17 protein-coding genes are annotated in these 22367 nt (G+C 66.9%); 4 read left to right on the top strand and 13 right to left on the bottom strand.

What is annotated here, in order from left to right; all coding sequences use genetic code 11:
• Nucleotides 1–119: 119 nt before the first annotated feature.
• A complete protein-coding gene (uraH, locus tag PSK12I2_RS0119920) occupies nucleotides 120–491 on the top strand; it encodes a hydroxyisourate hydrolase (protein ID WP_027599781.1) in 372 nt (123 codons plus the stop codon).
• 68 nt (nucleotides 492–559) lie between these two features.
• Here uraH and PSK12I2_RS0119915 read toward each other — a convergent pair whose 3' ends face one another.
• Both PSK12I2_RS0119915 and PSK12I2_RS0119910 read right to left on the bottom strand, forming a co-directional pair.
• A complete protein-coding gene (locus PSK12I2_RS0119915) occupies nucleotides 560–1606 on the bottom strand; it encodes an SGNH/GDSL hydrolase family protein (RefSeq protein ID WP_007158859.1) in 1047 nt (348 codons plus the stop codon).
• Between the two features lie 187 nt (nucleotides 1607–1793).
• Nucleotides 1794–2117, bottom strand: a complete 324-nt coding sequence (locus PSK12I2_RS0119910; RefSeq protein ID WP_027599780.1) for a helix-turn-helix transcriptional regulator — start codon at nucleotides 2115–2117, stop codon at nucleotides 1794–1796.
• Nucleotides 2118–2224: 107 nt separating this feature from the next.
• On the opposite strand from PSK12I2_RS0119910, the gene PSK12I2_RS0119905 reads away from it, so the two are divergent.
• Complete coding sequence (locus PSK12I2_RS0119905; protein WP_027599779.1) at nucleotides 2225–3322, top strand: NADH:flavin oxidoreductase/NADH oxidase; 1098 nt, start codon at nucleotides 2225–2227, stop codon at nucleotides 3320–3322.
• A gap of 143 nt (nucleotides 3323–3465) precedes the next feature.
• Nucleotides 3466–4629: a pyridoxal phosphate-dependent aminotransferase gene (locus PSK12I2_RS0119900; protein ID WP_027599778.1), complete on the top strand. Its 1164-nt coding sequence runs from the start codon at nucleotides 3466–3468 to the stop codon at nucleotides 4627–4629.
• A gap of 213 nt (nucleotides 4630–4842) precedes the next feature.
• Here PSK12I2_RS0119900 and guaD read toward each other — a convergent pair whose 3' ends face one another.
• The 4 genes from guaD to xdhA are packed head-to-tail and all read right to left on the bottom strand — an operon-like array spanning nucleotide 4843 to nucleotide 10839.
• A complete protein-coding gene (gene guaD, locus PSK12I2_RS0119895) occupies nucleotides 4843–6147 on the bottom strand; it encodes a guanine deaminase (RefSeq protein ID WP_371100760.1) in 1305 nt (434 codons plus the stop codon).
• Between the two features lie 36 nt (nucleotides 6148–6183).
• Nucleotides 6184–7011: a xanthine dehydrogenase accessory protein XdhC gene (gene xdhC / locus PSK12I2_RS0119890; protein WP_027599776.1), complete on the bottom strand. Its 828-nt coding sequence runs from the start codon at nucleotides 7009–7011 to the stop codon at nucleotides 6184–6186.
• On the bottom strand, nucleotides 7008–9407 hold the full coding sequence (gene xdhB, locus PSK12I2_RS0119885) for a xanthine dehydrogenase molybdopterin binding subunit (RefSeq protein ID WP_027599775.1): 2400 nt from the start codon (nucleotides 9405–9407) through the stop codon (nucleotides 7008–7010). Before xdhB ends, xdhC begins: the two co-directional genes overlap by 4 nt.
• A complete protein-coding gene (xdhA, locus tag PSK12I2_RS0119880) occupies nucleotides 9400–10839 on the bottom strand; it encodes a xanthine dehydrogenase small subunit (protein ID WP_027599774.1) in 1440 nt (479 codons plus the stop codon). Before xdhA ends, xdhB begins: the two co-directional genes overlap by 8 nt.
• 314 nt (nucleotides 10840–11153) lie before the next feature.
• Between xdhA and PSK12I2_RS0119875 the strand changes: the two genes are divergently transcribed.
• Nucleotides 11154–13730, top strand: coding sequence for an EAL domain-containing protein (locus PSK12I2_RS0119875; protein ID WP_256204007.1), 2577 nt, complete (start codon nucleotides 11154–11156; stop codon nucleotides 13728–13730).
• Here the strand turns inward: PSK12I2_RS0119875 and PSK12I2_RS0119870 are convergent.
• The 7 genes from PSK12I2_RS0119870 to PSK12I2_RS0119840 all read right to left on the bottom strand — a co-directional run bounded on the left by PSK12I2_RS0119870 (nucleotide 13720) and on the right by PSK12I2_RS0119840 (nucleotide 22348).
• Entirely contained in the window at nucleotides 13720–14352 is a 633-nt protein-coding gene (locus tag PSK12I2_RS0119870; protein ID WP_027599772.1) for a LysE family translocator, read from the bottom strand. The genes PSK12I2_RS0119875 and PSK12I2_RS0119870 overlap by 11 nt on opposite strands.
• Before the next feature lie 155 nt (nucleotides 14353–14507).
• Entirely contained in the window at nucleotides 14508–16469 is a 1962-nt protein-coding gene (locus PSK12I2_RS0119865) for a methyl-accepting chemotaxis protein (RefSeq protein WP_037007873.1), read from the bottom strand.
• Nucleotides 16470–16982: 513 nt separating this feature from the next.
• Nucleotides 16983–18944, bottom strand: coding sequence for a methyl-accepting chemotaxis protein (locus PSK12I2_RS0119860; RefSeq protein WP_037007959.1), 1962 nt, complete (start codon nucleotides 18942–18944; stop codon nucleotides 16983–16985).
• A gap of 217 nt (nucleotides 18945–19161) precedes the next feature.
• The gene (locus PSK12I2_RS0119855; RefSeq protein ID WP_042133531.1) at nucleotides 19162–19464 is read right to left on the bottom strand and encodes a cyd operon YbgE family protein; all 303 of its coding nucleotides are present in this window, start codon (nucleotides 19462–19464) and stop codon (nucleotides 19162–19164) included.
• Nucleotides 19445–19561, bottom strand: coding sequence for a cytochrome bd-I oxidase subunit CydX (gene cydX, locus PSK12I2_RS24700; protein WP_007158843.1), 117 nt, complete (start codon nucleotides 19559–19561; stop codon nucleotides 19445–19447). Before cydX ends, PSK12I2_RS0119855 begins: the two co-directional genes overlap by 20 nt.
• Before the next feature lie 23 nt (nucleotides 19562–19584).
• Nucleotides 19585–20724, bottom strand: coding sequence for a cytochrome d ubiquinol oxidase subunit II (gene cydB, locus PSK12I2_RS0119845; protein ID WP_027599768.1), 1140 nt, complete (start codon nucleotides 20722–20724; stop codon nucleotides 19585–19587).
• A gap of 10 nt (nucleotides 20725–20734) precedes the next feature.
• Complete coding sequence (locus tag PSK12I2_RS0119840; protein WP_027599767.1) at nucleotides 20735–22348, bottom strand: cytochrome ubiquinol oxidase subunit I; 1614 nt, start codon at nucleotides 22346–22348, stop codon at nucleotides 20735–20737.
• Nucleotides 22349–22367: the final 19 nt, after the last annotated feature.

Below are 22367 nucleotides of genomic sequence, written 5' to 3'. Positions count from 1 at the left end.
TGAAGACTTTCGGCCGGCTGGAACGCGCCCAGGCTGCAAACAGTGCCTCTGGCAGGGCTGTATACAATCGCTGGCTGAAAAACTGTTAGGCTGGCTCATCACCCTGCAGGAGCGCTCCCATGTCCGTTTCTTCCCCTGGCGGTTACCTGACGACCCATGTGCTGGACACCGCCGGTGGCTGTCCGGGCGCAGATATCGTCTTTCGCCTGTACCGTCTGGAGGGGGCCGCGCGGCAGGCCATGGGTGAAGGGCGGACCAACGCCGATGGCCGCAGCGATACGCCGCTGTTGCAGGGCGACGCCTTCACGGCAGGGGTCTATGAGCTGGAGTTCGAGGTGGGCGCCTACTACCGGCGCCGCCAGGTGGCGCTGGATGAGCCGGCCTTTCTCGATACCGTGGTCCTGCGCTTCGGCCTCGCCGACGAGGGCGCGCACTACCATGTACCGCTGCTGGTCTCCCCCTACAGCTACTCGACCTACCGCGGCAGCTAGCGGCAACTGCTCCGCGGCGGTGCGCTTCCGCCCGAATCGGCACCAGGGTAGGGCGTAGGTCCGCGGAGCTAGTGGAAGGTCGGCTCGGTGTTGAGTCGCGCGGTGGCGAGCAGCGGACGATCCGGCACGGCACTGCCGGGCCAGGTCTGGGCGATGCGTTCCAGCACTACCTGGGCCAGCATGCTGTGGGTACGACTGGCGAAATGCCCGCGGGCGCCAAAGATATAGGCCTGGTCAGCGCCCGGTTCGACGTAGCTGTCCGGATCGCAGAATTCGCGACCGGGGAGACAGGCATCCCCTTCGGCATGGGTAAAGCCGTAGTTTCCGTAGTGAGCGAAGACCTCTTCCATCACCCGATAGGCATCCACCAGCAGCAGACGGTCTCCGGCCGGCAGGTTGGCCTGCAGGGTATCGTTGTAGAGCTTGACCAGCTCATGGTTGCGCTGCGCCACCTGCTCGGTCCAGGGCTCGAGATAGGGCGCCTTGCCGTAGTCGGTATTGTTGAGCACCACCAGCCGCTGGGCACCCAGGCTCAGCAGATAGCGCAGCAGCTTGACCTCGTTCAGGGCCGTATGCCGGATCCGCGCCTCGACCTGTTCGCGGACCTCGGGGGGCAACGGGGCGTCGGCCATCAGCGCGGCCTTGAGCTTCTTGTCGTAGAAGGGGCCGATGATGTCATTGCCGCCGATCTGCACCAGCACCAGGTCCTGCTGGCGGAAGCGGCCGTGCTGCATCTCGAAGTTGCGGATCTGCTGGGAAAAGGCCAGTGGCGCCTCGTTGTGGTCGAAGCCCGGCTCGGTGAAGCTGCCGGTCACGGCGCCGCCCTCGGCGTAGCAGAGACCGTCGGGGTCGCTCGGCCCCTCGTGGCCATAGCCTTCCACCTGACGATTCGGGCCCAGCTCGATGCCGTAGGCGTCGGCGATTTCCTGCGGGTAGGTACGACCGGGATTGGTCGCATAGATGTGGCCGAAGGTGCCGCAATCCATGAGGCTGTCACCAAAGGCGATGACCCTCTGGATACCCCGCGCCTCGGCGATGGGCTCGGGGCTGGGTACGAGGGCGAGTAGCGCGGCGACACCTGCCAGTGCGGTCGCCAATCCCCAGTGCTTGCCCATCCTCTACCTCCCGGCAGCGCCCAGCGTCTGTGCTGCCCGTGCTTGTTGCAACCTTCATACCGGGAAGAGCGGAAAAAACGGCGGAGAGTTCCCCGCGCCCGGACCAGCCGAGACGGCAGGCGACGACAGGCAAGGACCTCGGGTGGGACGGGGCGATTGCGGCCCGCCCGCTGCCATTCAGGGTGGGTCAGTCCGGCTTAGCCGCGGGATCGGAAGACTGCGCCAGGATGGCGGCCATCAGACCGGGGAAGCGCTGATCCAGGTCTTCGCGCCGCAACTGGTTCATGTGCGTGGTGCCCGCGTTGCGGGTATGCACCAGGCCGGCGTCGCGCAGGACACGGAAGTGATGCGACATGCTGGACTTGGGACGGCCGCCGTCGAGTTCGCCACAGGTGGCCTCGGCGACCCGCGCCAGATAGCGGACGATATCCAGGCGCACGGGATCGCTGAGCGCGTGGAACAGACGCTCAAGGGAAAATTCGTCGGGACTGGGATGTTTGAAAGGGCGCATGCGCCAATCATACACCGGGGGTTGGCGATTATGTTATGTTCGATTAATATCGAATTAACGAACAAGACTTCAACGTACACCTTGTCACCATACGGGAGACCGCTCAGATGTCCGCATTGTTCCAACCCTTCACCCTCAAGGACGTGACGCTGCGCAACCGCATCGCCATTCCGCCCATGTGCCAGTACAGCGCCGTGGACGGCGTCATCAACAACTGGCACCAGGTCCACTATGCCGGCCTGGCCCGTGGCGGTGCAGGTCTGGTCGTCGTCGAGGCCACGGCGGTATCGCCGGAAGGCCGCATCACGCCCGGCTGCGCCGGCATCTGGTCGGACGCCCATGCCCAGGCCTTCGTGCCGGTGGTCCAGGCGATCAAGGCCGCCGGTTCGGTACCGGGCATCCAGATCGCCCACGCCGGTCGCAAGGCCAGCGCCAACCGGCCCTGGGAAGGTGACGACCATATCGCCGCCGACGACGCCCGCGGCTGGGACACCATAGCCCCGTCCGCCGTGGCCTTTGGCGCCAACCTGCCCAAGGTCCCCAAGGCCATGACCCTGGACGACATCGCCCGGGTCCGCCAGGACTTCGTCGATGCCGCCAAGCGGGCCTACGAGGCCGGCTTCGAGTGGCTGGAATTGCACTTTGCCCACGGCTACCTGGCGCAGAGCTTCTTCTCGGTGCATTCCAACCAGCGTGACGACCAGTACGGCGGCGACCTCGCCGGCCGCAGCCGCTTCCTGCTGGAAACCCTGGCCGCGGTGCGCCGGGTCTGGCCGGAGCATCTGCCGCTGACCGCGCGGTTCGGCGTGATTGAATATGACGGTCGCGACGAAGAGACCCTGGCCGAATCCATCGAGTTGGCCCAGGGCTTCAAGCGCGAAGGTCTGGACCTGCTGAGCGTCAGCATCGGCTTCTCCACCCCGACCGCCAACATCCCCTGGGGCTCGGGCCTGCTGGCGCCCATCACCGAGCAGGTGCGCAAGGCGACCGGGCTCAAGGTGGCCTCGGCCTGGAACATCGACACCCCGGCCCTGGCCAACCAGGTGGTGGCCGACGAGCAGCTGGATCTGGTGATGGTGGGTCGCGCCCACCTGGCCGATCCGCACTGGCCCTACTATGCGGCCAAGGCCCTGGGCGTCGACAAGCCGTCCTGGGTGCTGCCGGCGCCCTACGCCCACTGGCTGGAGCGCTATCGCACCAGTTGAGGCTGAAGAAATGGCGGCCGCGGACCGGCGGCCATTTCTACTGGCGAGTGGCCAGTATGATAGCTAGCTAATCGTTAGGCCCGCACCTTGCATGACGTCAAAGCGATCCATCGCTGCTCTATCGTCATACAGGGAAAATTGTCATGTCCGAGATGTCTCGTCGCTCCTTCGTCAGCCTGGCCACCCTGGCCTCCGCCGCAGTTCCGCTGGTGGGCTGGTCCCGTCTGGCTGCCGCGGATACGGCCGCGCCGCCCGTGCGGGAAAAGGTGCTGATCAACTACAACGAGAATCCGCTGGGACCTTCGCCCAAGGCCGTGGCCGCCATGCAGCGAGGGGCGGCCCTGAGTGGCCGTTATCACTTCGAGTATCAGGAGCAGCTGATCGAGCTGTTCGCCCGCCAGCACGGCTTGCCGAAGGATCATGTACACGCCTTTTGCGGCTCCAGCGAACCCCTGCAGTACGCGGTGATGGCCTTTACCGGGCCCCGCAGCCTGGTGCTGGCCAACCCCAGTTACGAAGCGGCCATGGTGGCAGCCAAAGCCAAGGGGGCACCGGTCCACGAGGTTCCGCTGGACGCCAGCCATGCCCACGACATTCCCGCGATGCTGGCGGCGGACAGCCAGGCCGGGCTCATCTACATCTGCAATCCGAACAACCCCACCGGCACCGTCACGGCACGCGAGCGCATCGAATTCGCCATCGCCAATCGCCCCAAGGGTAGCGTGGTGATGATCGACGAGGCCTATATCCACCTGAGCAACGAAAAGAGCTGCCTGGACCTGGCCGCGCAGCATGACGATGTTCTGGTCCTGCAGACCTTTTCCAAACTCTACGGCATGGCCGGCGCCCGACTGGGCTTCGCCGTGGGTAAACCGGATTTGCTGGCCAGGCTGGAGGTGTTCGGCGGCGAGAATGCCATTCCGGTCGCCGCCATGCTGGGTGGCATGGCCAGCCTGGAGGATCGCCAGCTGGTAGCGCAGCGCCGCAAGGAGAATGCCGCCACGCGCGACGAGACCCTGGCCTGGCTTCGTCAACGGGGCTTCGCCTGCACGGCCTCCCAGGGCAACTGCTTCATGGTCGATACCGGTCATCCGGGCCAGCAGGTGATCGCCGCCCTGGCCAGGCGCAACATCGTCATCGGTCGCACCTGGCCGGCGTGGCCGACCTGGGTAAGGGTCAGCGTCGGGTTGCCGAATGAGATGAAGGCCTTCCGCGAAGCCTTCGTCGCGGTGCTCAAGGACCCGACGGCGCTGGCCGGATTCACGCCTTTGGAACGCCAGGGTGGCCAATTGGCGCAGCTCGCCTGATCCGCCGATAAAGCGCTTGTAGGGTGGCTAACGGCGCAGCCTTATCCACCCTGCCGCGGGCCTGCCAGTGGAAAACGCGGCGCGGTTTTCCACGCTACCGGATCGAGGCTCGGGCTTGGTCGTTTGGGTTTGTTGGGCTTCGCTAGGCTCAACCCAACCTACGTTGATGGGTAGGTTGGGTTGAGGCGGCTCCAGCGGCGAAGCCCAACAGGTTCAGCTGTCGCGGCCATGCACCCGGCGACCTGCGGCATAGGTCTCGCGCACCACGCGGTCGTCGGCGAGGGTGGTAAGGACGAAGAGGGTTTCTTCCAGGCTCTTGGACTGCTGCAGGCGGTAGTCCAGCAGCGAGGTGGCCTTGAGGTCGAGCACCACGAAGTCGGCGTCGTGGCCGGGGGCCAGGCTGCCGATGCGGTCGTCCAGGCGCAGGGCGCGGGCGCCGCCGAGGGTGGCCAGGTAGAGCGACTTGAAGGGGTGCAGGCGATGGCCGCGCAGTTGCTGCACCTTGTAGGCCTCGCCGAGGGTCTGCAGCAGCGAGAAGCTGGTGCCGGCGCCGACATCGGTACCGAGGCCGACATTGACCTTGAAGGCTTCCATCCGCTCTAGATCGAACAGCCCGCTACCGAGGAAGAGATTGGAGGTGGGGCAGTGGGCCACCGCCGAACCGGTGTCGTGCAGGCGCTGGCATTCGGCGTCGCAGAGGTGGATGCCGTGGGCGAACACTGAGCGCGGACCGAGCAGCTGGAAGTGGTCGTAGACGTCCAGGTAGTGGCTGCGCTCCGGGAACAGCGCCTTCACCCAGTCGATCTCTTTGAGGTTCTCGGAGAGGTGGGTGTGCAGGTAGACGTCCGGGTGCTCGGCCAGCAGGCGGCCGGCGGCTTCCAGTTGCTCCGGCGTGCTGGTGGGGGCGAAGCGCGGGGTGACGGCGTAGTGCAGTCGGCCCTTGCCGTGCCAGCGCTGGATCAGCGCCTTGCTGTCGGTGTAGGCGGACTCGGCGGTGTCCTGCAGATAGTCCGGGGCGTTGCGGTCCATCAGCACCTTGCCGGCGATCATGCGCAGGTCGAGGCGTTCGGCGACCTCGAAGAAGGCATCCACCGACTGCGGATGGACACTGCCGAACACCAGGGCCGTGGTGGTGCCGTTGCGCAGCAGTTCGCCGACGAAGACCTCGGCCACCTCGGCGGCCTTGGCCGGATCGGCGAAGGCACCCTCGGTGGGGAAGGTGTAGGTGTCCAGCCAGTCCAGCAGCTGTTCGGCGTAGCTGGCGATCATGCCGGTCTGCGGATAATGGATATGGGTGTCGACGAAGCCGGGGGTGATCAGGGCGTCGCGATGCTCGATGACCTGGGTGCCCGCGGGCAGGGTGGGCAGCAGTTCGGCGGCCGGACCCATGGCCTGGATGCGGCCGTCCGCGACCAGCAGCAGGCCGTCAGCGTGGTATTCGTAGGAGGCGTCCAGCCCCACCTCGGCCGGGTCGGCGAGGCTGTGGAGCAGGGCGGCGCGATGGGCGATGGCAGTCATAACGATCTCTGAAAGACGAAGCGGCGGAAAAGGGGATCAGTTGGGCGCGACGGCGTTGACCAGGCGCAGCGGCTGGTCCGCCTGCTGGGCCTGGCGGCCGTAGTGGGCGATGACCTCGCCGGCCACGGCGATGGCGATCTCCAGCGGCAACTTGCCCTGGACCTCGGGCAGGCCCAGCGGGCAGCGCACCGTGGCCAGGCGGTCGGCGCCGTGGCCACGGGCGGCGAGGCGGTGGCGGAACTTGGCCCACTTGGTCCTGGAGCCGATCAGGCCGAAGTAGCCATGGTCGCCGCGGGCGAGGATGGCGTCGGTCAGCTCCAGGTCCAGGGGGTGATTATGGGTCATGACGATGTAGTAGGCACCCGCCGGCATGCGGGCGATCTCGTCGACCGGCTCGTCGGTAACGATCTTTTCCACGCCAGCGGGCAGGACGGCGGGAAACTCCTGGGGCCGCGAGTCGACCCAGCGCACGGCGCAGGGCAATCCCGCCAGCAGCGGCACCAGGGCGCGAGCGACATGGCCGGCGCCAAAGACGATCACCGGGACGTCCTGCGCCAGCTGAGGTTCGAACAGCAGGGTGGTGACGCCGCCACAGCACTGGCCGAGGCTGGCGGCCAGGGAGAAGCGTTCCAGGCGCGGCTGGCGGGTGCCGGCGGCGAGCATTTCCCGGGCGATGTCCACGGCGCGGTATTCGAGATGACCGCCACCGATGGTCAGGTGCTGCTCCTCGCGCCCCACCAGCATCTTGGTGCCGGCGTCGCGGGGCGTGGAGCCCTGTTCGTCGGCCACGGTGACCAGCACGCAGGGTTCGCCGCGCGCCTCGAAGTCGGCCAGCAGGGCCAGCCAGCCACGTTTGGAGTTCATGCGGGCTCCTCCGTGGCGGGGACCGGGGTGGTGTGCAGCTCGGCGGCCAGGCGGCGCATGCGCTCCACGCCCCAGAGTACCCGCTCGGGGGTGGCGGGCGCGTCCAGCGCGGGATGGAAGCGGTAGTCCGCCACGCTGGCCACGGCGTCCTGCAGGGCGCACCACACCGAGATGCCGAGCATGAAGGGCGGCTCGCCCACGGCCTTTGAGTGGAAAACCGTAGCCTCGGGATTCTGTCGATTCTCCACCAGCCGTACGCGCAGATCCGGTGGCACATCGCTCACTGCCGGGATCTTGTAGGTGGAGGGACCGGCGGTGAGCAGCTTGCCGGCGTCGTTCCACACCAGTTCTTCCATGGTCAGCCAGCCCAGGCCCTGGACGAAGCCGCCTTCCACCTGGCCGATGTCGATGGCCGGATTCAGGGAGGCACCGACGTCGTGGAGGATGTCGGTGCGCAGCAGGCGGTATTCGCCGGTGAGGGTGTCGATCAGCACCTCGGAGCAGGCGGCGCCGAAGGCGTAGTAGTAGAAGGGGCGGCCGCGCGCCTGGTCGCGGTCGTAGTGGATCTTGGGCGTGCGGTAGTAGCCGGTGCTGGAGAGTGACACCTGGCCGACGTAGGCCAGCTGGATCAGCTCCTCGAAGCTCAGCAGGCGATCGCGCACCCTGACATGGCCATTGCGGAAGTCGACCTCTTCGGGCCCGACGTGGAAGTGTCGACTGGCGAAATCGATCAGCCGGTCCTTGATGGTCTGGGCGGCATTCTGCGCGGCCTTGCCGTTGAGATCGGTGCCGCTGGAGGCGGCGGTGGGCGAGGTGTTGGGCACCTTGTCGGTGTTGGTCGCCGTGATCTGGATGCGGGCTATGTCGACCTGGAAGACCTCGGCCACCACCTGGGCGACCTTGGTGTTGAGCCCCTGGCCCATCTCGGTGCCGCCGTGGTTCAGGTGGATGCTGCCGTCGGTGTAGACATTGACCAGGGCGCCGCCCTGGTTGAGAAAGGAAGAGGTGAAGGAGATGCCGAATTTCACCGGGGTCAGGGCGAGGCCCTTCTTCAGTACCGGACTGTTCCGGTTGAAGTCGCGGATGGCCGCACGACGCGCCTGGTAGTCGCTGCTGGCGGCGAGGTCCGTGGTCATCTCCTCGAGCAGGTTGTCTTCCACCACCTGGTGGTAGTGGGTGAGATTGCGCGTCTCCTTGCCGTAGTAGTTGCGCCGCCTGACCTCCAGCGGATCGAGACCGCGATGGCGGGCGATGGCGTCCATGACGTTCTCGATGGCCAGCATGCCCTGGGGGCCGCCGAAGCCGCGGTAGGCGGTGTTGGACGCCAGGTGGGTCTTGCATCTGTGGCCGGTGATCTGGGCATTGCCGAGAAAGTAGGCGTTGTCGGCATGGAACATGGCGCGGTCGATGATGGCGTTGGACAGGTCCGGCGAATAGCCGCAGTTGCCTGCCAGTTCGAAGCGGATGCCCAGCAGCCGGCCGTCTTCGTCGAAGCCGACGTCGTACTCGACGTGGAAGGGATGGCGCTTGCCGGTCATGTGCATGTCTTCAAAGCGCGGCAGGCGCATCTTCACCGGGCGCCCGGTGAGATGGGCGAACACCGCGCAGAGCGCCGCCGGCATGCCGGCCTGGCTCTCCTTGCCGCCGAAGCCACCGCCCATGCGTCTCATGTCGACGGTAACCCTGTTCATGGAGACGCCGAGCACCTCGGCCACCTGTTTCTGCACCTCGGTGGGATTCTGGGTAGAGGAATAGACCAGCATGCCGCCGTCTTCGGTGGGCATGACCGAGGCCACCTGGGTTTCCAGGTAGAAGTGCTCCTGGCCGCCGATGGCCAGTTCGCCCTGCAGACGATGGGGGGCAGCGGCCAGGGCGGCGGCCGCGTCACCCAGGTGGTGGCTGTGGCTGGGCGAGATGAAGTGCTCGCGGCGCAGCGCTTCCTTGACGTCGAGGATGGCCTCCAGCGGCTCGTATTCGACGAGGGCGGCCTGGGCGGCGCGGCGGGCAGCGTCAAGGCTGGTAGCGGCCACCGCCAATACCGGCTGGCCCAGGTACTGCACCTCGCCATCGGCGAGCAGCGGATCGCCGGGGAGGACGGCGCCAATGTCCAGCTGGCCCGGTACGTCGGCGGCGGTGATGGCCAGGGCCACGCCGGGAATCGCGTAGCAGGGCGCGAGATCGATGTGTTTGATCCGCGCATGGGCGTGCTCGCTCATGCGCGCATAGACGTGCAACTGGTTGGGGAATTCCAGGCGATCGTCGATATACAGGGCCTCGCCACTGACATGCTTGTCTGCGCTCTCGTGCTTGAGCGATTTTCCGACGCCGGTGGCCAGGCCGGCGGCGAAGGCCGCGGCCATTTCCTCGGGGGTGCGAACAGGGAGGGTGCTAGACATGGGCGGTGACCCTCGTGGCGAGCGTGGGCTGGGTGGTCTCCAGGTGACATTTGCGCAGCAGATTCTGCGCCGTCAGCAGGCGGTATTCGCGACTGGCGCGAAAATCCGACAGCGGGGCGAAATCCTCGGCCAGGGCCTGGACGGCGCGTTCGATGGACGCGGTATTCCAGGGCTGGCCGAGCAGCGCCTGCTCGCAGTGAGCGGCACGCTTGGGCGTGGCCGCCATGCCGCCGTAGGCGATGCGTACCGCCGCGACGTGGTCCTGGTCGAGCTCCAGCGCGAAGGCGGCGCAAACCGCGGAGATATCGTCGTCCAGCCGCTTGGATACCTTGAAGGCGCGAAAGACCAGGCCCTCACGCGCCCGCGGCACCCGGACCGCCTGGATGAATTCGCCGGGCTCCAGGGCCGTCTTGCGGTAGTCGAGAAAGAAATCGTCCAGAGCCAGTTCACGCAGGCGTTCACCCTGGCGCAACAGCAGGCTGGCGCCCAGCGCCAGGAGCAAGGGCGGACTGTCGCCGATGGGCGAGGCATTGCCGATATTGCCGCCCAGGGTGCCCTGGTTGCGGATCTGCAGGGAGGCGAAACGCTGCAGCAGGGCGCCGAAGTCCGGGTAGTCGGCGGCCAGGGCGGCGGCACAGTCGGCCAGCGGAGTGGCGGCGCCGATCTCGATAGAATCGTCGCCGACGTTGACGCCGCGCAATTCCGGGAGGTTGCCCAGGTAGATCAGGGTCTCCAGACGGCGATGCTGCTGGGTGACTTCTAGGGCCAGGTCGGTACCGCCGGCCAGCAGGCGCGCCTCGGGGTGCGCCTGGTAGAGACCGGCCAGTTCGCTCAGGGTGGTGGGGCTCTGGCAGCGCCGGTTGGCGCCCTCCAGACGGGTGTCGGGTGATGGCGCCAGGGCCTCGAGGCGCTCCAGGGTCTGCTGCTCGCGGGCATCGAACTGATCCGGCTTACGGCCGGCGCAGGCCTGCTCGGCTGCGGCCAGGATCGGCCGGTAGCCGGTGCAGCGGCAGAGATTGCCGGCCAGGGCCTCGTGGGTGGCGGCGCTGTCCGGTGCGGCAACGTTCTTTTGCAAGGCGAACAGCGACATGACGAAGCCCGGGGTGCAGTAGCCGCACTGGGAACCGTGGCAGTCGACCATGGCCTGCTGCACGCTGTGCAGGCGGCCCTGGTGCTTGAGGTCTTCCACGCTGATCAGTTGCCGACCGTCCAGTGCCGCGACGAAGGTCAGGCAGCTGTTGACGGTGCGATAGCGCAGCTGGTCGCCGTCGGGCTCGGCCAGCACCACGGTGCAGGCGCCACAGTCGCCCGAGGCGCAGCCTTCCTTGGTGCCGGTCTTGCCGCAGCGCTCGCGCAGGTACTGCAGCACGGTAAGGTTGGGATCGAGCTGCTCTTCAACGCGCAGCTCCTGGTCCAGCAGAAACCTGATCACGGCCGCTCTCCACCTGGTCTCGAATGCCTTGATGGTGGGTAAAGCTGACCGATAGGTCAACATTTGCCCGGGTGAGTGGCGCCCCTCTGTCGTTTTTGAGCAAGAGGGGCAGGAAAGGCTGCGCCGTCCTGGCGCACTCGGTACGTCGGCGCCCATGGATGGTGCAAAAGCAGCCGCTCTAGCGAGCTCTTCTGCGGAATATTTATGCGGGGGCTTCAAGCCGCCCAAGGCAGTGCCGATATAAAGGCAGACGATTACGGCCTGGCCGCCTGCCGTCAGCACCCTCGTACAACCCGTTGCAACAGGTCGCTATCGTGCCTACCCAACTCAATCGTGTCGCCCGTCAGGCCTCCCTCGGCTTCTTCGCCCTGGTCACCCTCATCTTCGCCCTGGCGGGCTGGATGCTGTTCGACCTGTGCGCGCGCATCGACGAGCAGCAACGCCACCACAGCGAGGCGGACGCCCAGCGCGCGCTGGAAACGCGGGTGGACAAACTGGGTCGGGTGCTGACCGATTATTCCTTCTGGCTGGAGGCCTATGCGCGGACCAATAAGAAGGTCGACGTCAACTGGGCCTACGAGGAGGACAATGTGGGGCCGTCCCTCTACAGCGGCTACGGAGTGAACGGCGCCTTCATCCTGGCACCCAATGGCGTGACCCGCTATGCCGTGGTTGGCGGCGGCCGCAGCAAGATGCAACTGGACACCTGGCTCGGCGACGACCAGACGGCGCTGCTGGCGCAGGCGCGGGAACGCTCGCTCAAGGATGGCTATGCCCAGGGCTATTTCCTGATCGATGGCCAGCCGGCCAGCGTGCTGGCCGCGGTCATCCGCCCGGATGCGACCTACCAGGACTTCAAGCGGCTGTCCTATATGGTGTTCGTCGACATCCTCACGCCGGACAAGCTGGCCCAGCTCGGGCACGCCTTCGAATTGCCCGGGCTGACCGCGGAGCCCGGGGACCTGCCCGCCCTGGCGGAGCGGCCGACCCTGGTGGTGAGGTCCGATCCGGGTATCGCGGTGACCTTCCACTGGCTGGTGCATGGCATGGGGCATCGCCTGCTGACGCAATTCGTGCCGCTGCTGGCGACCATGTGTGGCCTGGCGCTGCTGCTGGTCTGGTACCTGCGCCGGCGGATCGCCCTGGCGGCGCGGCAGACCGACGTGGCCGAAGATGCCCTGAGGCACAGCGAGCAGCGCTTTCGTACCGTTTCCGAGGCCTCGTCCGACTGGATCTGGGAGAGCGACGCCGAACAGCGCCTGGTCTATCTCTCGGAGCGCTTCGTGGCCGTCACCGGCTTCAGCCGCGAAGACTGGCTGGGGCGTCCGCTGCACGAGTTGCTGGGCTACCCGCCGAGCCAGGTCGAGGAGGTGGCCCGGACGCCGCTGGCGGCCGGCCGCACCCGCCGTCCGCTGCCCTGCGAGATGCGCGATGCCCAGGCCAAGCTCAGGTACTGCCAGCTCTCGGCGCAGCCCATCATCAGCGGCGGCCTGCTGGCCGGCTTTCGCGGCACCGTATGCGACGTGACCGAGGAGATCGAGGCCAAGGCCCGCATCGAGCACATCAGCCGGCACGACGCCCTGACCGGACTGGCCAATCGTCATCAGCTGCACCGCTACCTGGCGCAGCGCTTCGCCGAGGGCGTCAGTGCCAGTCAGCCGCTGCATCTGCTGGCCCTCGACCTAGACCGCTTCAAGCCGGTCAACGACTCCCTCGGCCATGGGGCGGGCGATCAGGTGCTCTGCCAGGTCGCTCGCGAATTGCGCGCCAGCGTCCGGGAGGGCGATCTGGTCGCGCGCATCGGCGGCGATGAATTCCTGATCGCGGTGAACGGCTGCCTGAGTGCCGAGCAGGTGAGCCTGATGTGCAACCGGATGCTGGAGGGCATCGGCCGGACCATGCGCATCGACGAGCACGACATCAATATTGGCGCGAGCATCGGCATCGCCCAGGCGCCCCAGGATGGCCATGGCGCCGAGGATCTGCTGCGCTATGCGGACATCGCCCTGTACGAAGCCAAGGCCGCCGGGCGCAATACCCTGAGGTTCTACGAGCCCACCATGAACCAGCGCATCCTCGAGCGGCGCCAGCTGGAGACCGAGTTGCGCCTGGGATTGCAGCGGCTGGAATTCGAGCTGGATTTCCAGCCGCGATTCGACGCCAGCAGCCAGCGCCTGCTGGGCGCCGAGGCGCTGGTGCGCTGGAACCATCCCACGCGCGGTCGCCTGGCACCGGCCGAATTCATCGGGGTGGCGGAGGAGACCGGACTGATCCTCGGCCTGAGCGACTGGGTGCTGCAGGAAGCCTGCAGCCAGGCGGTGGTCTGGGAGCCGGAGCTGATCGTGTCCATCAACCTGTCGCCGCTGGAGTTCCAGCGCGACGATCTGGTCGCGCGGGTGCGCAAGGTGCTCGACCGCACCGGCATCGATCCGGCGCGGGTCGAGCTGGAGCTGACCGAGAACGTCCTGCTGGACGACGCCGCGGGCGCCCTGGAGTTGATGAAGAAGCTCAAGGCGCTGGGGGTGCGACTGTCCATGGACGACTTCGGCACCGGCTATTCCTCGCTGAGCTATCTGCGCACCTATCCCTTCGATTGCCTGAAGATCGATCGCAGCTTCGTCTCCAACATCGAGGTGAGCGAGAGCAACGCGGCCATCGTCGAGGCCATCGTCAGCATGGGCCGTGCGCTGTCGCTCACGGTGGTGGCCGAGGGCATCGAGACCGCCGGCCAACTGGCGCGCATCGCCGATCTCAGGTGCGACCAGGCCCAGGGCTTCCATCTGCAGCGACCGCTGTCCCAGGCGCGTTTCGCCACCTTGCGGCAGGAGCAGTCACGACCGCGGGAAGCGTCCAACGACGCCAGTCGCACCCTGGTCGCCACTAGGCACTAGGAGAGCCCAGGGCCGCACCCAGCAGCAGCGCGGCGAACAGCAGAAAGAGTCCGCCCGCCGCCCGGTTCAGGCGCGCCAGGGTGGAAACCGCGGTCAGGCGGGTACTCAAGGCTGCTGCGGCCCCGGCGTAGCTGCAGTGAATGAGGAGGCTCAACAGGCAGAAGCTCGCCACCAGCAGCACCAGCTGCGGCAGCACCGGGCGGTCGGCCTGGATGAAGGGTGGAAACAGCGCCAGAAAGAAGATGATCAGCTTGGGATTGGTGAGGGACACCAGCAGCCCTTGCCGGAGGCGTCTGGCGACGCCGATCGCCGGCCGGGTCGTGCCGGTCCATTGGCCTGGGAGCGAGCCCTGGCGCCAGCGATTCAGACCCAGCCAGCCCAGATAGAGCGCGCCGAGCAGTTGCAGCCCCTGCAGCGCCCGTGGCGAACTGCTCACCAGGGCGCCGAGCGCGGTGCTGGACAGAATGGCTACCAGGAGGATGCCCAGCACCACACCGAGGATGCCTGGCAGGGCGCCGCGCCACTGCAGCAGCAGGGCGTTGTTGACCGTGAGCAGCACGCCCGGACCGGGACTGGCAATGGTGAGGCCGCACAGCAGCAGGTAGAGGGCAAAGGTATCCATGGCGTTTCCAGGCGGTCTGGTGGCCGGTCCTGGGCTGGCCGGTCCCCGCTGCCGGCAACCAGTCGCTGACAGCGGCGCCCAGTCTGGCGACAGGGCGCGCCGGCGTCGCCATCCAGAGGGGCGGCTTTTCCACCGTACAGCGGCCGGCGCGGGGCTCAGGCCACCTGGAAGCGCCCCACCAATGACTGCTGGGCGTCGGCCAAGCGGGCCAGTTCGCGACTGGTGACCGCGGTCTGCTCGGCACCGGCGCTGACCTGGATGACCAGCTCATGGATGTCGCTGACGTTGCGGCTGATGTCTTCGGCGACCTGGCTCTGCTGCTCGGCGGCCGAGGCCACCTGGATATTGCGATCGTTGATCAGGGTCACGCCCTCGGCGATCTCGCTGAGCAATTCGCCGGCGCGGAGCATGTTGCCGGCGCCGGTCTGCACCTGGCCGAGGGTCTCCTGCATGGCCTGGGCGGCGCGGTCGGTGCCGCTCTGCAGGCGGCTGATCATCTGCTGGATGCTGCCGGTGGATTGCTGGGTCTTTTGCGCCAGGGAGCGTACCTCGTCGGCCACCACGGCAAAGCCGCGACCGGCCTCACCGGCGCGCGCCGCCTCGATGGCCGCATTCAGCGCCAGCAGATTGGTCTGCCCGGCAATGCCATTGATCACGTCCAGCACGAGGGAGATGGCGTCGCTCTCCTGCTTGAGTTCGGTGATGATCTGCGCGGTGCGCTCGGCCTGCACCGACAGTCCCTGCACCAGGCCGATGGTGGCCTGCAATTCGTGGCGACCCTGGCGGGTGCTGGCCTCCACCTGTCGCGAGCCCTCGGCGGCTTCGCTGGTGCTACGGGCGACATCCTTGACCGTGGCGCTCATCTCGGCGATGGCGGTGGCCATCTGATCGGTGCCCAGGCGTTGCTGGGTCACGTTTTCGCTGGTCTGGATGGCGACCGCCGAGGCTTCTTCGGCGGCGGTGGCGACCTGCTGGGTGGCCGCGCCGATCTCCTGGATGACCTGGCCGAGTTCCTGGCTCATCAGATTGAGGTTGCCGGTGATGGTGCCGAATTCGTCCCGGCCCTGGTAGACGCAACGGGCGCTGAGGTCGCGGGTCGCCAGGCGGTTGAGGGTGCCGTTGACCTGTTCGACCGCCTGCTTGATGTTGCGGATGACCAGCCACGCCAGCACCGAAACGGCCACCAGCAGCACCAGCATCAGGCCGAGGGTGGTCCAGAGATCGCGGCTGGCGCCGGCGCGTAGCTGTTCGGTGGTGGCGATGATGCTGGCGCCCAGCTCCGTTTCCAGGGTGCCCAGCTGATCGATGCGCTGGGTGGCCAGGTCGAACCAGGTGTCCGGCTGCACATTCAGCGGTCTACCCGGCGTCGTGTAGAGCGCGCGCCGCTGCAACTGCGCCAGCTCCAGGGCACCGGGCTGCTTGAGGAGGTTCTCGAATCGCTGGACGACCTCGGGCGCGGACCTCTGCCTGAAGGCGTCGGCGTAGGCGGTGAATTCGCCGAGATTGCGTGCGATCTGCACCAGTAGCGGCAATTCCAGCCGATTCCTGCTGAAGGCTATCCCCAGCAGCGCGCGCTCGCGGCCGGCTCTTTCCTTCATCTCGACGAACAGATTCAGGGCATTCAGGGCGCGCTTGATCGCCGGATCCTCGACTTCGGCTTCGAGCTTGCTGTTGTAGCCGATCAATGCCTGGATCATCTCGGTATAGGCGGCACTGGATTGGGTACCGCTGATCGTCAGGCCGTCCACGGTGGTGCGCACCCCGGGCAGGCCGTCGAGGAGCTTCAGCACGGGTTGCAGGGCGGTATCGTCGCTGGCCACCCGGGCGCGCAAGGCGCCTTGGGCCTGGTCGCTGTCCTGGCGATAGGTTCGCAGGTCGTCACGCACGGCCGTGCCGCCACTGCTGAGAAAGGCGCCGCTGGCGCCCCGTTCGCGTTGCAGGTAGGTGATCAGGGTGCTGACGTCTTGCGCCGTGGCGCTGGCGGTCACGGTGTGATCGAGATTCTCCAGCGTCTGGTAGCGCTCCTTGAGGAAGAGACCGCAAATCAGCAGAAAGCCGGTCAGGGGCAGGAGCAGGATCAGCAGCAGCTTGGTACTCAGGGCGGCGTTCTTCAGCATCGGTCAGTCCTTCTATAGATGACCCTCGCGCTTGCTGGGACGCGAGGGATCGGTTCCATGAGAGGTCACCGCGCAGGCATCGCCGGAAAGGATTCCGCTGCGCAAAGCCTGACTGTTGCTTGCGGAAATACCCGGGTAGCGGATGCGCGCGCATGACCGGCTGTAATGTCTGCAAGTAGCGTGCTAGAGCGGTTCGTGGGTGTTGCTTGCCGATTCCCTGCTTCGTCTGGAACCGCGGAGTCGCCACCGAGGCTGAAGGGCAATGGCGGCAAAGGCCTGCGGTGGAAGGATCAAGCCGGGGCAGACGGTAGAACTCGGTACAGAGCACTGACTTCCGGGTTGGGGGCAGGCTGGGCAGTGCCGAAGGGCGACCAAGCCCAACGACAGGGCAACGCGGGGAGGCGCGGAGGCGGGAGAGGATAGCGGGCGCGGGAAGAGCGAACTTGCAGCGGATGGCCAGAGAGGGGGACCTGGAGCTGTCCTCCTCGCTGGCCATCGAGTGCCTGGGTGGGGTCAGGCCACCCGGAAGCGGCCGACCAGCGCCTGCTGCTGTTCGGCGAGGCGCGCCAGTTCGCGACTGGTGACCGCGGTCTGCTCGGCACCGGCGCTGACCTGGATCACCAGGTCGTTGATGTCGTTGACGTTGCGACTGATCTCTTCGGCGACCTGGCTCTGCTGTTCGGCGGCCGAGGCGACCTGGATGGTGCGGTCGTTGATCAGGGTCACGCCCTCGGCGATCTCGCCCAGCAGCTCGCCGGCGCGAACCACATTGCTGGCGCCGGTCTGCACCTGGCTCAGGGTTTCCTGCATGGCCTGGGTGGCGCGGTCGGAGCCGGTCTGCAGATTATTGATCATCTGCTGGATGCTGCCGGTGGATTGCTGGGTCTTTTGCGCCAGGGAGCGAACCTCGTCGGCCACCACGGCGAAGCCACGCCCGGCCTCACCGGCGCGAGCGGCTTCGATGGCGGCGTTGAGAGCCAGCAGATTGGTCTGTTCGGCGATGCCGCGGATCACGTCCAGCACCGAGGAGATGGCATCGCTCTCGTGCTTGAGTTCGGCGATGATGTCCGAGGTCCGTTCGGCCTGCACCGACAGCCCCTGCACCAGGCCGATGGTGGCCTGCAATTCGCGACGACCCTGGCTGGTGTTGCCCTCGACCTGGCGCGAGCCCTCGGCGGCTTCGGTGGTGCTGCGGGCGACGTCCTTGACCGTCGCGCTCATCTCGGCGATGGCGGTGGCCACCTGATCGGTGCCCAGGCGCTGCTGGGCGACGTTCTGGCTGGTCTGGATGGCGACCGCCGAAGCCTCCTCGGCAGCGGTGGCGACCTGGACGGTGGCCGCGCCGATCTCCTGGATCACCTGGCCTAGCTCCTGGCTCATCTGGTTGAGGTTGCCGGTGATGGTGCCGAACTCGTCCTTGCCCTGATAGGCGCAACGGGCGGTGAGGTCACGGGTGGCCAGGCGGGTGAGGGTGCCATTGACCTGTTCGACCGCCTGCTTGATGTTGCGGATGATCACCCAGGCCAGCGCCGAGACGGCCACCAGCACCAGCAGTACCAGGCCCAGGGTGATCCAGAGGTCGCGACTGGCATTGGCGCGGGCCTGCTCGGCCTGGGCGCCGACGCTGGCGCCGAGGTCCGCCTCCACCTTGCCCATCAGGTCGATGCGCTGGGTGGCCAGGTTGAACCAGTCCTCCGGCTTGACGCCCAGGGCGTCGCCAAGGGGAACGGTAAAGGCCAGTTGCTGCAGGCGGCTGACTTCCTGGGCGCTGGGTTGCTTGAAGGTGTCGTCGAGCTGGCGGATGAACTCGGGCGTGGCCTTGCGCTGGAAGGCGTCGGCATAGGCAGAGAATTCGCCCAGGTTGCGGGCGAAGCGCGACAGCAGGCTGGCGTCGAAGCGATTCTGGTTGAAGGCCAGACCCAGGAGCACCCGCTCGCGACCGGCGCGTTCCTTCATCTCGACGAACAGATTGAGGGCGCCCAGGGCGCGCAGGATGGCCGGATCGTCGACCCCGGCTTCCAGCGAATGGGTATAGCCGATCAGCGTCTTGATCAGGTCGGTGTAGGCCGCACCGGACTGGGTGCTGTTGAGCGCCAGGCCGTCGACCTTGGTGCGCAGCTCCGGCAGACCGTCCAGGGCACGCAGCAGGGCCTGGATGTTTGCATCGCTACCGCTGGCGAGGGTCTTGAGTTCGCCATGGGCGTTGTCGCTGTCCTGGCGGAAGGTCTTCAGCTTGTCCTGCATCGACTTGCCGCCGCTGCCGAGAAAGACGCCGCTGGCGCCGCGTTCGCGTTGCAGGCTGGTGATCACGGCGCTGATGCGTTGCGCCGTGGCACTGGCGGTGACCGTGTGCTCCATGTCCTTGAAGGTTTCGTAGCGGTCGGCGGTGTAGAGGCCGGAGATCACCAGGAAGCCAGCCAGCGGCAGCAGCAGGATCAGCAGGAGCTTGGTACTTAGGGGGGCATTCCTGAGCATGGTGGACTTCTCTGAGGCGGTCAGCAGGGGCGCCGGCGGCAAAGCGATCAGCCGTCGTGGGCGAGGTCGATTGCGGTTATGTCGGCACCCCGGGACGAACCTTTATAGTCAGGTTAATCAGTGGTGCGAGTGAGGGTGCGCCAGGCTGTATGTCAGGCGGTACGCCGGGTGGTGCGTGCTGCGCCCGGGGAGGCCGGGCGCTAGGGTCGGACATCGATCAGCCCAGCTGCGCCCTGAAGAGCAGGGCGTAGCCGAGCACCAGCAGCGGCCAGCCCACCGCCGGCCCGAACACCAAGCGCCAGAGCCACAGGCGCGGCACGAAGCCGACGCCGTGGACCAGTCCGGCGGACACGCCCAGCATCACCGCCATCAGCAGCGGATGGCTGTAGTGGCCGCTGGCGTCGAGCATCAGCCCGGGGTGGATCAGCAGCAGCAGGGCCAGGGGCGCCGCCAGCAGCAGGGACAGCGTCCGCCCCAGCGGGTGGACGCGGGGCAGGGCTTCAGCATTCGGCGTCGTCATGGACGTCCAGCTCCCGGGTGCTTTCCAGCCAGAGGGCGTTGATGATGCCGAAGCTCGCGGCGAGCAGGACACCGAGGATCCAGGTGAAGTACCACATGGCGTGTCTCCTTGAGAGGCTGATCAGTAGAGGCCGTGGGGGTTGGCGTCGATGAAGCGGTCATCGACCTTGCCCCACATGCGGACGTAGCTCCACAGGGTGTAGGCGAGGATGAGCGGCACGAAGAGGGCCGCGGCGACGAACATGATGCCCAGCGTCTTGTGGCTGGAGACGGCGTCCCAGACGGTCAGGCTGGAGGCCGGATCCAGGCTCGACGGCAGCACGAAGGGAAACAGCGCGCAGCCGGCGGTGGCGAGGGTGCCGACGATGGCCAGGGCCGTGCCGGTAAAGGCCAGACCGGCCTGGCGCCAGCTGCTGCCCAGCAGCGCGAGGACGCTGCCGAGTACAGCCACGACCGGGGCGATCAGGGTCAGCGGTTGGGCATGGTAGTTGGCCAGCCAGCCCGGGTTGCCGGCTGCCACCACCTTGTGCAGCGGATTCAGGGCGGTGCCCGGATCGCCCTGGCTGATCAGCACGTAGCCGTCGATGCCATGGGCCAGCCAGACGCCGGCGAGGCCGAAGGTGGCGAGATGCAGCAGGGCGCACAGGCCGGTGGCGCGGCGGGCGCGCTCGCCCAGGGCCTGGTGGGTGCGCAGCATCAGCCAGCTGCCGCCATGGGCGCAGAGCATGGCCAGGCTGACCCCGCCGCAGAGCAGCGCGAAGGGGTTGAGCAGGGCGAAGAAGCTGCCGCTGTAGGTGGATCTGAGGGTGTCGTCGAGCTGGAAGGGCACGCCCTGGAAGAGATTGCCGAAGGCCACGCCGAACACCAGCGCCGGAACCAGGCTGCCGGTGAACAGGCCCCAGTCCCAGGCGCTGCGCCAGCGGGTGTTGTCCAGTTTGCTGCGGTAGTCGAAGCCCACCGGGCGCAGGAACAGGGCGAAGAGCACCAGCAGCAGCGCCCAGTAGAGTCCGGAGAAGGCGGTGGCATAGACCATCGGCCAGGCAGCGAAGAGGGCGCCGCCGGCGGTGATGAACCACACCTGGTTGCCGTCCCAGTGCGGGGCGATGCTGTTGATGGCGGCGCGGCGTTCCTTGTCGGTCTTGCCGATCAGGGGCATGAGGATCATGGCCCCCATGTCGAATCCGTCGGTGAGGGCGAAGCCGATCAGCAGCACGCCGATCAGCACCCACCAGATGAGCTTGAGGACTTCATAGTCGAACATGGCGGTCTCCTCAGACGTTGGCCGGGGCAGCGGGCTTGGCCACCGCGGCCTGGCGCAGGGCGTCGCCGACCTGGGCGGCGCGTTCATGGAAGTAGCGGCCGGTATGCAGGCTGCTCGGGCCGAGGCGGGCGAAGCGGATCATCAGGTACAGCTCCACGATCAGCAGCAGGGTGTAGAAGGTGACCAGGGCGCCGATGGAACCCCAGAGGTCGGCTGGGGCCAGGGTCGAGGCCGACAGGTGGGTGGGCAGCACCTCGCTGATGGTCCAGGGCTGGCGACCATGCTCGGCGACCCACCAGCCGGTCTGGGTGGCGATCCAGGGCAGGGGCAGGCTGAACAGCGCCCACTTCAGCAGCCAGGGTTTCCTGAGTTCGTTGCGCCGGGTCGAGGCCCAGAAGGCGCAGAGGAACAGGGCCAGCATCAGCACGCCGCTGGCGACCATGATGCGGAAGGTCCAGAACACGCTCGCCACGTTGGGGATGGTGTCCAGGGCGGCCTTGCGCACCTGCTCGTCGGAGGCGGCAGGCAGATCCTTGGTGTATTTCTTGAGCAGCAGGCCATAGCCCAGGTCATGCTTGCGGGCATCGAAGGCGGCGCGGGTAGCGGCGGAGTCGTCGCCGGCGCGCAGGCGCTCCAGCAGGGCATAGGCCTGGGCGCCGCTGCGGATGCGTTCTTCGTAGTGCTTGACCAGATCCTTGATGCCGGTGACCTGCTCGGTGGTGGAGCGGGTGGCGATCAGGCCCATCACATAGGGGATCTTTACCGCGTAGTCGGTGCGCATCTCCTGCTGGTTGGGGATCCCGAACAGGGTGAAGGAGGCAGGGGCTGCCTCGGTGTTCCACTCGGCTTCGATGGCGGCCAGCTTGACCTTCTGTACCTCGCCCACGCGATAGCCGGATTCGTCGCCCAGCACGATCACCGAGATGACTGCGGCCATGCCGAAGGCGGCGGCCACGGCGAAGGAACGCCGGGCGAAGCCGATGTCGCGGCCCTTGAGCAGGTAGTAGCTGGAGATCGCCAGGACGAAGATGGCGCCGGTGACATAACCCGAGGCCACGGTGTGGACGAACTTCACCTGGGCCACGGGGTTGAGCAGCAGAGCGCCGAAGTCGACCAGCTCCATGCGCATGGTGACGTAGTTGAATTCGGCACCGACCGGATTCTGCATCCAGCCGTTGGCCACCAGGATCCACAGCGCGGAGAGATTCGAGCCCAGGGCCACCAGCCAGGTCACCAGCAGGTGCTGCCCTTTCGACAGCCGCTCCCAGCCAAAGAAGAACAGCCCGATCAGCGTCGATTCGAGGAAGAAGGCCATCAGGCCCTCGATGGCCAGGGGCGCGCCGAAGATGTCGCCGACATAGTGGGAGTAGTAGGCCCAGTTGGTACCGAACTGGAACTCCATGGTCAGGCCGGTGGTGACGCCCAGGGCGAAGTTGATGCCGAACAGCTTGCCCCAGAACTGGGTCATGTCCTTGTAGACCTGTTTGCCGGTCATCACATAGACCGACTCCATGATCCCCAGGATCACCACCAGCCCCAGGGTCAGGGGCACGAAGATGAAGTGATACAGCGCGGTCATGCCGAATTGCAGGCGTGACAGGTCCACGACGGATTCCGAGATCATCCCGGCAATCTCCTCAAGC

The organism is Pseudomonas sp. MOIL14HWK12:I2 (assembly GCF_000510745.1).
Lineage (GTDB): Bacteria > Pseudomonadota > Gammaproteobacteria > Pseudomonadales > Pseudomonadaceae > Chryseomonas > Chryseomonas oryzihabitans.
Note: the sequence above shows the minus strand (reverse complement) of the source record. Positions and strands in the feature narration are given on the sequence as shown.